The 12,611-nt window shown below is 66.4% G+C and carries 13 protein-coding genes; 7 read left to right on the forward strand and 6 right to left on the reverse strand.

Annotated features, from left to right (window positions below; all coding sequences use genetic code 11):
* Positions 1-482: PE family protein (locus tag BST40_RS10095; protein WP_083154181.1), on the reverse strand; the 482-nt coding region annotated here is incomplete at its 3' end.
* Positions 483-866: 384 nt separating this feature from the next.
* On the opposite strand from BST40_RS10095, the gene BST40_RS10100 reads away from it, so the two are divergent.
* From BST40_RS10100 to BST40_RS10120, 5 genes are all read left to right on the forward strand, one after another.
* The gene (locus BST40_RS10100) at positions 867-1,382 is read left to right on the forward strand and encodes an SRPBCC family protein (protein WP_075548213.1); all 516 of its coding nucleotides are present in this window, start codon (positions 867-869) and stop codon (positions 1,380-1,382) included.
* A gap of 42 nt (positions 1,383-1,424) precedes the next feature.
* Positions 1,425-2,309 (forward strand): KPN_02809 family neutral zinc metallopeptidase, encoded by an 885-nt coding sequence (ypfJ, locus tag BST40_RS10105; protein ID WP_083154151.1) that lies wholly within the window; start codon positions 1,425-1,427, stop codon positions 2,307-2,309.
* A gap of 7 nt (positions 2,310-2,316) precedes the next feature.
* On the forward strand, positions 2,317-3,522 hold the full coding sequence (locus BST40_RS10110) for a cytochrome P450 family protein (protein WP_083154153.1): 1,206 nt from the start codon (positions 2,317-2,319) through the stop codon (positions 3,520-3,522).
* A 340-nt stretch (positions 3,523-3,862) separates the two neighbouring features.
* Entirely contained in the window at positions 3,863-4,549 is a 687-nt protein-coding gene (locus tag BST40_RS10115) for a class I SAM-dependent methyltransferase (RefSeq protein WP_083154154.1), read from the forward strand.
* A gap of 749 nt (positions 4,550-5,298) precedes the next feature.
* Positions 5,299-6,285 (forward strand): YVTN family beta-propeller repeat protein, encoded by a 987-nt coding sequence (locus BST40_RS10120; RefSeq protein WP_075548217.1) that lies wholly within the window; start codon positions 5,299-5,301, stop codon positions 6,283-6,285.
* A 201-nt stretch (positions 6,286-6,486) separates the two neighbouring features.
* Here BST40_RS10120 and BST40_RS10125 read toward each other — a convergent pair whose 3' ends face one another.
* Positions 6,487-7,383 (reverse strand): dihydrodipicolinate synthase family protein, encoded by an 897-nt coding sequence (locus BST40_RS10125; protein WP_083154156.1) that lies wholly within the window; start codon positions 7,381-7,383, stop codon positions 6,487-6,489.
* A gap of 36 nt (positions 7,384-7,419) precedes the next feature.
* Positions 7,420-8,205: an aldolase gene (locus tag BST40_RS10130; RefSeq protein ID WP_075548219.1), complete on the reverse strand. Its 786-nt coding sequence runs from the start codon at positions 8,203-8,205 to the stop codon at positions 7,420-7,422.
* A 92-nt stretch (positions 8,206-8,297) separates the two neighbouring features.
* On the opposite strand from BST40_RS10130, the gene BST40_RS10135 reads away from it, so the two are divergent.
* Entirely contained in the window at positions 8,298-8,822 is a 525-nt protein-coding gene (locus BST40_RS10135; protein WP_075548220.1) for a helix-turn-helix domain-containing protein, read from the forward strand.
* A 157-nt stretch (positions 8,823-8,979) separates the two neighbouring features.
* Here the strand turns inward: BST40_RS10135 and BST40_RS10140 are convergent, their stop codons facing one another.
* The 3 genes from BST40_RS10140 to BST40_RS10150 all read right to left on the reverse strand — a co-directional run bounded on the left by BST40_RS10140 (position 8,980) and on the right by BST40_RS10150 (position 11,640).
* The gene (locus BST40_RS10140) at positions 8,980-10,116 is read right to left on the reverse strand and encodes a PPE family protein (protein WP_083154158.1); all 1,137 of its coding nucleotides are present in this window, start codon (positions 10,114-10,116) and stop codon (positions 8,980-8,982) included.
* A gap of 29 nt (positions 10,117-10,145) precedes the next feature.
* The gene (locus tag BST40_RS10145) at positions 10,146-10,970 is read right to left on the reverse strand and encodes a PPE family protein, SVP subgroup (RefSeq protein WP_083154159.1); all 825 of its coding nucleotides are present in this window, start codon (positions 10,968-10,970) and stop codon (positions 10,146-10,148) included.
* A gap of 226 nt (positions 10,971-11,196) precedes the next feature.
* Positions 11,197-11,640 (reverse strand): hypothetical protein, encoded by a 444-nt coding sequence (locus BST40_RS10150; protein WP_075548222.1) that lies wholly within the window; start codon positions 11,638-11,640, stop codon positions 11,197-11,199.
* A 95-nt stretch (positions 11,641-11,735) separates the two neighbouring features.
* Between BST40_RS10150 and BST40_RS10155 the strand changes: the two genes are divergently transcribed.
* Entirely contained in the window at positions 11,736-12,581 is an 846-nt protein-coding gene (locus BST40_RS10155) for a patatin-like phospholipase family protein (RefSeq protein ID WP_075548223.1), read from the forward strand.
* Positions 12,582-12,611 lie beyond the last annotated feature (30 nt).

Genomic DNA, 12,611 nt, shown 5'->3' on the forward strand with positions numbered 1-12,611 from the left:
GCCCCACCGGCACCCCCAGCCTGCCCGGGGGCCCCTGAGCCACCATTGCCGCCGTTACCCAACAGATAACCACCAGGCCCACCGGGTTCCCCTGTCCCCGGGGCCCCATTGGCGCCGTTGCCGATCAACGGGCGGCCCGCGATAGTAGGGGCAGTGATCGCACCAAGTAGGACTTGCTGGAGAGTCTGCAGCGGCGAGACATTTGCCGCCTCAGTGGCCGCGTATCCTTTCGCGGCATCCGTCAGCGCCCGCACGAACTGGCCCTGTGACGCCGCCACCTTAGCGCTCAGCGCCTGATACTGCTGGGCGTAGCTGGAAAAGGCCGCAGCAATTGCCTTCGATACCTCATCGGCGGCAGCAGCCGCCAACCCACTTGTTGGGACCGCGGCCGCAGCGTTGGCTGCAGTCAGAGCGGAACCGATATCCGCCAGGTCTTCCGCCGCCAGCGCCACCACGTCCGGCGTTGCGATGACAAACGACATCTGGCACCTCCGTCAATCCGCGCAATCTGACTGTCGTCGGCATCGATAACTTCCAGCAGAGCGTATATTTCGCCGACGCATTTTCGAGGCCATTTGCCGGCCATTTGTGGGCTTGTGTCAAAGCCGGTGCGGCCCAGGCCGTCGCCAGCCCGGACGATTGCCCGCGTCCCAGGCGCCGAAGGCGCCACCCCGGTGCCCGCGGCGTGCCCGGAAGCGCTGCCATGATACGAATGCTGGGCAGGCCTGCAAATTTCGCAGACCTCATTGAGCAGGATGCGCAGGCGCTCCGGCCCGCATGTCGCCGGCGGCGAAGTCAGCCGCTTCACGCCACGCGAAGTCGGCGGGTTAGCTGGCCGGCTTTCTGGCGGCTTAATGTCTGTAGTCATGTTTCCCTGCGAGCGCGTCGAGCTGACCTTTCTCGACCCGGATTCCGGTGAGGCGCCATACCTGTTCCGCAACAGCGTCGACCTTGCCATCACCCCCGAGCAACTGTTCGAGGTGCTCGCCGACGCGGACGCCTGGCCGCGCTGGGCATCGGCCATCAAGAAGGTGACCTGGACCAGTCCGCAGCCCTATCACGTCGGCACCACGCGCTCCGTCGACATGCACGGGGGCATGGAGGTCAATGAGGAGTTTCTGGTCTGGGAGCCGGTGCATCGCATGGCATTTCGGTTCAACGAATGCTCGACCCAAGCGGTCGCCGCGTTCGCCGAGGATTACCGGGTCGAGGTCATTCCCGGTGGCTGCCGGCTCACCTGGACCATGGCGCAAAAGCCCGCCGGCCCAGCGGTCCTGGGCATGTTCTTGTTCCGGCCGCTGCTGAACCTGGCCCTGCGCCGATTTCTTGCCAACCTGCGCAGGTACACCGACGCGCGGTTCGCCACCGGGAAGCAGGGTTAGGCTGGTTCGACCCGGTAGGCGGTCCGGATTGGGGAGCACGCGATGACCTTCAACGAGGGTATGCAGATCGACACCAGCACCGCGTCGTCGTCGGGCGGTTTCCCGGGCGGGCGGATGGCCATCGGCGGCGGCATCGGCGGGTTGTTGATCGTGGTGGTCGCCCTGTTCCTGGGAGTCGATCCGGGCGGCATCATGAGCCAGCAACCGGTCGACAGCCGCGAGGCCGTGGCACCCGGCTTCGACTTGAGCCGGTGCAAGACCGGCGCCGACGCCAACAAGTACGTGCAGTGCCGGGTGGTGGCCACCGGCAACTCCCTGGACGCGGTATGGAAGCAGCTGATGCCCAACCGCTACACCCGCCCGCATCTGCGGCTGTTCAGTGGTCAGGTCAGCACCGGTTGCGGACCGGCCAGCAGCGACGTGGGGCCGTTCTACTGTCCGGTGGACAAGACCGCGTATTTCGACACCGACTTCTTCCAGCTGCTGGTCACCCAATTCGGTTCCAGCGGTGGACCATTCGCCGAAGAATACGTCGTAGCCCACGAATACGGCCATCACGTGCAAAACCTGCTGGGGGTGCTCGGCCGCGCTCAGCAGGGAGCGCAGGGCGCCGGTGGCAACGGGGTGCGCACCGAGTTGCAGGCCGACTGCTACGCCGGCGTCTGGGCCTACTACGCGTCGACCGTCAAACAGCAGAGCACCGGAGTGCCGTACCTGCAGCCATTGAGCGACAAGGACATTCAAGACGCACTCTCGGCCGCGGCGTCCGTCGGCGATGACCGCATCCAGCAGCAGGTGAACGGACGCACCAACCCCGACACGTGGACACACGGCTCGTCGACGCAGCGGCAAAAGTGGTTCACCGTCGGCTATCAGACCGGCGATCCCAACAAGTGCGACACCTTCAAAGCCGCCGACCTGGGATAGAGCCGGGTTGATCAACCACCCGATCACGGTAGGGACGGCGGAGTTCAACGCCGACCAGCACCGGTACTACGACTGGATGCGCCGCAATGCTCCGGTCTACCGGGGGCGGCTGGCCCTGCGACCACCCGACCGGGATGTCTATTTCATCTCCCGTTACCAAGACTGCGTGGCCGTGGTCACCGACCCGCGGATCCGGCGCGTCGTGGAGGGCGCCGAACATCTCCCGTTGCCCGACGCAATCCGGATGCTCACCAGCGGCACCATGGTGTATCAGGACGATCCCGCGCATCTGCGGCTGCGCAAGCTGGTCAGCCGGCCGTTTACCCCACGCGCGATCGCGCGCCTTGGCGATCGAGTACAGACCGTCACCCGTGCTGTGCTCGACGGGTTTGCGGCAGGGCAGCGGATCGACCTGCAACGCGACTACGCGTTGCCGATCCCGACCACGGTGATCAGTGAGATGGTCGGCATACCCGCTCAGGATCGGTCCGCCTGCTACGACTACATCGACTCGCTGTTCGAGATGATGTTGGCCGGCGGGGCCGAGGGCGCAGCACGGCGCATGGACGACTTCGTCGACTATCTGCGGGATCTGGTCCAACAGCGTCGCGGCGACCCGGGGCAAGACATCATCACCGCGATGATCGAGGCCAGCGAGGACGGCGACCGGCTATCGGACGACGAGATCATCGCGATGGTGTTCCTGCTCATCACCGGCGACTATCAAACGACCCCGAACGTGATCACCAACGGAATCGCCGCCCTGCTCACCCACCCCGAACAGCTCAGCCTGCTACAGCGACGACCCGAGCTCATCGGCGGCGCCGTCGAAGAGGTCCTGCGTTATACCGGCACCGTTGGCAGCACCGAGGCGACCACGTTCGCCGCCGAGGACATCGTCGTGCACGGCGTCAGCATTCCGCGCGGAGCGATGGTGGTGCCGCTGCTGACGTCTGCCAACCGCGACCCCGCCGAGTTCGACAATCCCGACCGCTTCGATATCACCCGCAAGCCCAACCACCACCTGGCCTTCAGCCGAGGCAGTCACTTCTGTCTGGGCTCACATCTCGCGCGGATGGAAGCCCGCATCGCGATCGCCGGCTTGATCACCCGGTTCCCCGGTCTCACCCTGGTTATCGCCGCGGAGGAGCTTCGCCTCGAACCGATCCCGCTGCTCAATCGATACGCCGAGCTTCCCGTCATGCTGGGATAACACTCACCCGTGCGACGGCACCCGCCGTGTCCCCCATCTGGGGGACACGTGGTCCTACCCAGCCAGGGGATACACATTTGCTCAATGTGTAACGACAATCGGAGACGTTGATAGACACAGATTATTGAGCAAGAAAGGAGATTGATCATGTCCCACGAGCTCTTGTTCAATGCACACGAGACGCCCTATGCGTTGATCTCGTTCGTCGTCGACGACATCGTCCACTGACGGTGACCATCGGTTGGATCCACTAGCCGACACGGCCAGCGGGAGTTTGATCAGCAGGTCTGCATCACTCCCGCTGGCCCGGCGGCGCACGACAGGACAGCAGGTACATCGCATGCGCGGCAGCGCCGAACCGGGTTCCGGCGGCCCGATAACCTCCGACGGCAGCGTGGTCGAGATCTACCGCCGGGTGTCGGGGGACGCCGAGGTGCAGGTCATCGCCGCAATGCTCAACCCGGCAAGCACGGTGTTGGACTTGGGATCCGGGGTCGGCCGAATCGCTAATCCGCTGTCCGAACTGGGCCATCAGCTAACCGCGGTGGACGACTCCGCCGACATGCTTGCCCATGTCCGCCCTGGGCGAACGGTCCAGGCCCGCATCGAGAACGTGCGGCTTGCCGAGAAGTTCGACGCCGTCCTGCTGGCTAGCAGCTTGATCAACTATCCGGGTATCGAATTCCGCAGGCGCCTCCTGGCGACCATCGCCCACCACCTCGAGCCGGACGGCAAGGCCATCATCCAGTGGCGACCATTAGAGTGGTTCGCCCAGCGACCACCGGGCAGCTACCAGCGCTCCGATGGTCAGATGTTGCAGACGATGACGATCCTGAGCAACGAGGACGGGACTGTCGTTGGCGAGTTCACCCTGGACAACGACGACAAAAGGCTGACCCAATCGTTCGAAGCCCACCACGTGACAACCGACGAACTCAAAGCCCTGCTCAACGAGGTGGGCATGCGACTAGACACCGCCGACCCGGACTCGTCGGAATGGTTGGTGGCCACACCACGAACGGAATAGTCCCGCATCGTCAGGGTCAGCGGTTCCTCGATGCCAGCCCCGTCGTAGCCGGTTGATGAACGAAACGACATGGCCGTTGTTCCACCGCGTCCCTGCCAGCAAGCGCCAGAGCCCTAATTGCGCAACGCAAAACTCTTGCAGCGCTTGGCAAATCAGTTCTGGCCCGTAGTCCATGCGCACCGGCGGAGGCCAAGCGCGTCGGTTCGCGATCGCCGCTCAGCATACGGTCGCGCCGTTGCCGCGCTGCGGTAGGGGCGGCCAGGCACGGCAGCGGAAGCCGCTGCATCTATTCGGCGGCCTGGCCCTAAACCGCTGATTCCGCTGGCTTCGGGTTGACTCTGGTAGCCGCGTGGAATCTGATGACATCGATGACGGCGAATCCTTACCCGGCCGCAGGCCGCAGGCCGCAGGCCGCAGGCCGCAGGCCGCAGAAGAAGGGACGCTAACTCATGGTGACGTGCGAGAACGGTCACCAAAACCCCGACGACTACCGCTTCTGCGGGGAGTGCGGAGCCCCGATGGTGCCCGCTATGGTGCTCTGCCCAGCGGGCCACCTTACATCGGTGAACCGGCCCTTCTGTGATGAGTGCGGTGCCCCGATCATCGGTGCGGCGCCATCAGTCGCGGGCGGCATCATTTATGCGGACCTCCCTGAGTCCGGCAGCGGGCCGTCGTTTCGGATGGTATGGGGGTCGTGGAAGAACGCCAAGATCAGGCGCGCAGCCATGATTGTTGGGAGTCTGCTTCTTGTGGGCGCGCTTGCCGTGCTTGGGTTTTCGGTGCTCAACTCCGGCCACGACCGCGTCGGCAGCACAACCACCGGACCGGGATCGACGACGCCGGTGACGCACACTGTCACCGCAACCGTGGCCGTCGGCTCTCTCCCCAACGGAGTAGCGGTCGATTCTGGCACCCGCACCATCTACACCGTCAACCACACGGTCCGCGGCAGGGTGTCGGTGATCGACGCAAAGACACACAAGGTCACGGCCACCGTGCCCGTCGGCGGCTCTCCGGTCGGGGCAGCGGTGGATCCAGACACCCACACCGTCTACGTCACCAACAACGACGACGACACGGTGTCGGTGATCGACGGAAAGACGCACACCGTCACCGCCACCGTGCGGGTGGGCCACGGCCCGTTCGGGGTGGCGGTGGATCCGGAGACCCACACCGCCTACGTCACCAACGCTTTCGACGCTTCCGTGTCGGTGATTGACGGGAATACGCACACCGTCACCGCCACCGTGCACGTCGGCTCCGGCCCGTTCGGGGTGGCGGTGGATCCGGAGACCCACACCGCCTACGTCACCAACAGCGACGACGACACGGTGTCGCTAATCGGCGGGTCGACACACACCGTCACGGCCACCGTGGCTGTCAGTAAGCGACCGTACGGAGTGGCCGTGGATCCTGGCACGCACACGATTTACACCGCCAACCCGGACGGCCATACCGTGTCGGTGATCGACGGAAGGACGAACACGGTCATCGCCACCGTGCCCGTCGGCACGAAACCGTGGCAGGTTGCGGTGGATCCGGTGACGCACACCGCCTATGTCACCAACTACGACGAGGACCCCACACTGTGGGTGATCAACGGACAGGCGCACACGGTCACGGCCACAGTGGCCGTCGGTAAGCACCCGTGGGGGGTCGCGGTGGACCCAAACATCCACACCGCATACGTCACGAGCTACCTCGATGGCACGATGACGGTGATCGAGTCCAGATAGCCCGCAGCCCGACCTTCACTGCCGCGCAACCGCCCGGTTGGCCTCACCGTCGCGCTTGGCTTCAAACACCAACCGCAACAACGCGTTCGACATCGACGGAGGCGATGAGGTCAACAATGACTTCCGATGGTCCGCGACGCACCGACTGCCGGCGTAGAGTCGAAAGTCGCCTCAGCTGCGGCACCAAAGTCGCGACAAGCATTACCCGCCCGCCAGCAAGTCCCACAACTCGGCACGCGCCCGCTCGTCGAGCGGCAGCAACGGCGCTCGCGGATCCCCCACCGGGAAACCCAACAACTCGAGACCGGCCTTCACCGTTTTCGGCAGGCCGCCGGCGACGATGAACTGCAGCAGCGGCTTCAGGTCGTCGTAAAGGAGCTGGGCCTTCTCGAGGTCGTCGCGGCGCACCGCCTCATAGAGGTCGATGCAGGGCTGCGGCCGCAGGTTGGGGGCAGCCGTACACCATCCGGCCGCACCGGCCCGTAACGCGTCCAGCACCAGCGGGTTGCTGCCGTTGTAGAAGGGCAGCTGGCCGTCGCTGAGTTGGGCGATGCGGTGCATCCGGGACAGATCGCCGGTGGATTCCTTGACCATGGTGAGGTTTTCGATGTTGTCGAACATGGTGACCAACAGTTCGGGGCTCATGTCGACGCCGCTGGTGGCCGGATTGTTGTAGGCCATGATCGGGATTCCGATCGCGTCGCCGATACTGCGGTAGTGTTGGGCGATCTCGCGTTCGGTGAGCTTCCAGTAGGACACCGGCAGGATCATCACCGCGTCGGCGCCGGCCCGCTCGGCGTACCGGGCACGCCGAATGGTCTTGGCAGTGGTCACATCCGACACGCCGACAATCAGCGGCACCCGCCGATCGACGGCCGCAATGGTGGTGTCGACCACGGTGTCGAACTCTGACTCGTCGAGGTATGCCAGTTCACCGGTGCTGCCCAGCGGGGCAATGGCGTGCACGCCGGAGCCGACCAGGCGATCGACCAGGGCCGCGAGTCGGGTGGTGTCGATACCACCGGTTGCGTCGGGCGCGAATGGCGTGACTGGGTAGGCGATGATCCCGTGGATCTTGGGCGCGGCTGGTTGGGCCACAGCGGGGCTCCTCCGATTCTGTTGGCGGATAACGGATTAGCTACTCAGTGCATCGGGATGACGCGCCAGGGCGCGACGGGCATAGTAGCCGAAGTTGGCCCGGCTGCGCGCCGGCGTCAGCGTCCAGTCGTGGGCCTCTCGGGCCAGCTGCCCGGGCAGCTCGGCGATGGTTCCGGCGGCCATGGCGGCCAGCTGCAACTTGGCGGCACGCTCGATCAGCACCGCCAGCGAGCACGCCTCCTCGACGCTGGCCCCGGCCACCACCTGCCCGTGATGGGCCAGCAGCACCGCCTTCTTGGAACCCAGTGCGGCGGTGATGATTTCGCCCTCCTCGTTGCCGACGGGAACGCCCGGCCAGTCGGCGAGAAATGCGCAGTCGTCGTAGAGCGGCGTGGTGTCCATGTGCGACACGATCAGCGGGACCTTCAGCATCGACAACGCCGCCACGTGGAAGGCGTGGGTGTGCACGATGCACTGTACGTCGGGACGCGCCCGATAGATCCAGCTGTGAAAACGGTTGGCAGGATTGGCCATACCGTCTCCGGCCAGGACGTTGAGGTCCTCGTCGACCAGCAGCAGGTTGTCTTCGGTGATCTCGTCGAACCCCAGGCCCAGCCGCTGGGTGTAGTACGTCCCGGGATCTTCGGCGCGGGCGGTGATCTGCCCGGCCAGGCCGGAGTCATGGCCGGCGTCGAACAGGGCGCGGCAGGTCAGCGCCACCTTCTGCCGGGTCGTCAACGCCGCTTCGGCCGTCTCGGCGCGCAGCCGCTCCTGGGCACGGCGCATCAGTTCGGCCTTGGAATCGGTAAAGGTGGTTGCCATCAGCGGCTCCCCGGTGTCGCGAGCGTATGACACAATAGTAGCACTATAGGAAACCTTGTGTCCCCGGGTGTCGAGGCGAAGGGAGTTGTCCGTTGACAGCACTGTTGCGCGCCGTTCGCAGGCATCGCGGCCTCACGCTGGAACAGCTCGCGGAACAGACCGGCCTGACCAAGAGCTACCTGTCCAAGATCGAGCGCGGGCACAGCACACCGTCAATCGCGGTGGCGCTCAAGGTCGCTCGAGCGCTCGACGTCGATGTCGGGCGGCTGTTCTCCGACGAGACGGCCCAGGAGAAGATCACCATCGACCGGGCAGGCGATCGCGCCGGCCCGGTACCGGGACGCTATCGGGCGCTGGCGTCGACGTTGCTGGGAAAGTCCATGTCGCCGTTCCTGGTTTGCCCTGCCGGCAACCCCGCCGACGATCCCCATCCCGAGCACGCCGGCCAGGAGTTCGTATTCGTCCACACCGGCAGTGTCGAACTCGACTACGGCGACCAGACCATCACACTCGACACCGGCGACAGCGCCTACTTCGACGCGTCGGTCGGTCACACCTTGCGGGCGGCCGGCGTCGGGGGCGCGGAGGTCGTCGTCGTCACCCACGCCGGTCTCTGATTACGCTGCGGCGATCGACGTGGCGCTGTTAGCCTCGCCACATCAGGAGTCGCAGTGAACGGAGGCGATATGTCCTACGAAACCCTGTTCCGCGAGGAAGAAGACCCGCGTTCGTCACGGTGGTTCACCGTCGACGAAATCTCCGACTGACAGCGCGTTACCCCAGCACCTGCGGGGGGACCACCTTGGGCCGGACTCCGTATCGCGGTCCCGCGCCGTAGCCTCCCCGTCCGGCCCAGGCAACCGCCGGCGTACCGGCCGGCAACGTTGTGGCCTGCATGCCCTCTTCTGCGGGGACGGCCCAGCCCGAGCCGGTCAGCCCCGCGGCAGCATCGTCAACCGGGACCGCCGCGGACCAGGCGGCCGGTACCGACAACTTGCCGACCGCGGACGCCGAAGCCATACCCGCCAGCACCGGTGTTCCACCCAAGCCCGCGGGGCCGGCCGTCGCCCCGACGACACCGGCGCCCATCCCCGCGGCGGAAGCCGCAGCGCCTGACGCCGGAACGGTGTTTCCGTTGAGGATCGAGGATGCGACGACGGCGAACATGTTCCACGCCACGGTGTCGAAGACCGCTTGCCCGATATTGATCACCAGATTGTTGTTGAAGAAATCGTCCAACGGGCTGGTCACCGACGAGACGGCCAACGGTGCCGCAAGTGATTGCATGGCGGCGGGCAGGCTGGACACCAGCCCGCCAAACCCCGAGCTGCTTGCCGCGGCTTGAGATACCGCGACGGCCTGGGCCCCCAGTCCACCGGGATTGGTGGTCGGCGGCGGAGAGGTCAACGGGGTCAACACCCCGGCGCTCGCCGACGAACCGGCGTAGCCGTACATGGCGGCGGCGTCCTGGGCCCACATTTCGGCGTACTGCGCTTCGGTGGCCGCGATCGCCGGGGTGTTCTGTCCGAGAATGTTGGCAGCGACGAGAGCCGCCAGCCGAGCCCGGTTGGCCGCAACAACCGGCGGCGGCACCGTCATCGCGAAGGCAGTTTCATATGCGGCCGCCGAGGCGACGGCTTGGTCGGCCGCGTGCTGAAGTTGCCCGGCTGTGGTCTGCATCCATGCCACATAGGGCTCGGCCCCGCCGGCCATCGCCACCGACGAGGCTCCGATCCACTCGTCGCCGGTCAGCTGGGAGATCACCGACCCGCAGACGCGGGCCGTCGTACTCAATTCATCGGCCAGGTTGCTCCAAGCCGCCGCGGCCGCCATCATCGGCCCCGCCCCGGCGCCGGTGTACATCCGGGTGGAGTTGACCTCCGGCGGCTGTGCTCCGAAATCGAAAACCATCTCTGCGCTCCTGTCCGTGGTCGGGGCTGCTAGGTGACTGTCGGCTTGGGCATCACCGTGGGCTTGGCGCCGTAGCGTGGCATACCCAAGCCAAGGCCTGCTCGCCCGATCGAGGCCGCCAACGGCACACCGGCCGGCATCGCGGTGACCGGCGCATTCGGCGGTGCCGCGCTGGTCCAGCCGGTGCCCGCCAACGTCGTCGGGACCGAACCGGCCGGGCCGGCGGCCGTGACCCAACTGGGCGGCACCGACATGGCGCCGATTGAGGGCGCCTGCCCCGAACTGGCCAGCACCGACGCCGAGGCGGGGCCGGCCGACCCCGCCGGTCCCACCGCGGCCGCGGGCAGCCCGGCTGCCACGCCGTCCATCGAGTCGGCAGCGGCGACGTTGCCGGAGTCGGCTCCGTGTTGCCCGGGCACGACTTGGACCAGGTCCGAGGCGGCGGCGCTGAAGTTCTGAGCCCACCCGATTGGGGTTCCGATGGTCGCGCCTGACGATGACGACAAACCAGAGCCTCCGGTGGCGAGCCCGCCGAGAAGTCCCGACAACGATGTCGAACCGGCCGCGGTGCGGTTGGCGGCCTCGGTCTCCGCATACGAACCCGCGCTGCTCGCCAGCGTGTTCACCAGCATCTGGTGAATCGCCATGGCTTGGGTGCTGACCTGCTGATACCAGCTGCCGTAGGCCGCGAACTGTGCGGCCTGCAGCGCTGAGACCTGGTCCGCGGCCGCGGGAGCGACGCCCGTGGTGGGCGCTGCCGCCGCCGCGTTCTGGGCGGCCATTGACGAACCGGCGGTGTGTAATGCGCTCGCGGCGGCGGTCAACGCCGCGGGCCGCGTGGTCACGAAGGACATGTGCGGCTCCTTGGAAGCGGGCCGGCCCACCAGCCGGCGACGTGGTTGTGCCCTGGCTAAGTACCCGCAACGGCGGGCATGTCACAGCACATCGAGGTCGCCGGGGGGCGCAGCCGGGAACTCCAGGGGGGCGCCGCGGCCGATTCGGCCCCGGTGGCCGACGGCACTACATGCGGCTTGCGCTCAATGAATTGCCTTGCGCCAAAACAGCTTTACTACGGCCCGGTCACCACGGCCGCGTCGAGCAGGAGACTCCGCTGCCGCCGTTCTGCGACACCACCACCTGACCGTCGACGGCGATCTCACAGTGGAACTCCGGGTTGACCCGCAGCCCGCCACTGGCGGTGACGATCGCCCACTGGTTCGGGTTTGCCAGCGTGGTGGTGTAGACCAGCGGCTGGCCGCCGGTGATCGGGGCGTGCACGGTGGTCATGTACTTCGACGAGTCGGCGTTGAACGCCGCCTGGCTGGGCGGATCGGCGTTCATGTACTGGATGTTGGCCATCAGGTCGCTGGTGGTGGTGACGGTGTAGGTCACCTGATGCCCGGCCGGGTCCGCGTGCGAGACCGCCGGCGTTGCCGCAATCCCCGATACCGCCAAGGCCGCCGCGGCCATTGCCACACAGCCTGCGGCCGCGACCGCGCTTACCGTCTCCCGCACGTCCGTCATATCGAAAACGCTACCGGATTCGTTACGGACGGTAGGGATTTGCGATCTCGCCGGAAGCCGCAGCCGCGGTGGCAAAAGGTCCTTAGTATCCATCTGTGACCACAGCGTTCGTGTTCTCCGGCGGCGCGAGCCTCGGCGCCATCCAGGTCGGGATGCTGCAGGCCCTGGCGGATGAAGGCATCAGACCGGACCTGATCATCGGCACCTCCGTCGGCGCGCTCAATGGCGCCTGGATCGCCGCGCGGCCCGGTACCGACGGCATTCGGGAACTGGCCAAGGTGTGGCTGTCGCTCAGCCGCAAAGAGGTGTTCCCCACCCACCCGGTCGCCGGGTTGCTGGGCTTCCTCGGCCGCCGTCAGCACCTGGTGCCCAGCGCGGGTCTGCGGCGCATCCTCACCCGGGAACTCGGTTTCGCCAGGCTCGAGGATGCACCGATCCCCTTCCACGTCGTGGCCACCGACGTGATCTCGGGCATCGACGTGCTGCTGTCGTCCGGAGACGCGGTCGACGCGATCGCGGCCAGCGCGGCCATCCCGGGCATCTTCCCGCCGGTCAACATCAATGGGCGCGATCTGATGGACGGCGGCGTGGTGAACAACACCCCGGTATCACACGCGATCGCCCTGGGCGCCGACCAGGTCTGGGTGTTGCCGACCGGCTACTCATGTGCCCTGCCCACGTCACCACCATCGGCGGTGACGATGGTTTTGCACGCGATATCCCTTGCCGTGAATCATCGCCTCGCCCTCGACGTCGAGCGCTTCGAGCAGACAGCGGACCTGCGCGTCATCCGCCCGCTGTGTCCGGTCTCCATTTCCGGTGTCGACTTCTCGCATGCGGCAACGCTCATCGAGCGGTCACACGAGGCGACTCGCCAGTGGTTGGCGGCCGGCCCCATGGCCACCGGCCAGGCCGCACTGCTCGAACCGCACCTGCATTAGCCGGGAGCGCCGTGGAAGCAACGTGGCACC

It is taken from the genome of Mycobacterium persicum (genome assembly GCF_002086675.1).
In the GTDB taxonomy this organism is placed as follows: Bacteria; Actinomycetota; Actinomycetes; order Mycobacteriales; family Mycobacteriaceae; genus Mycobacterium; species Mycobacterium persicum.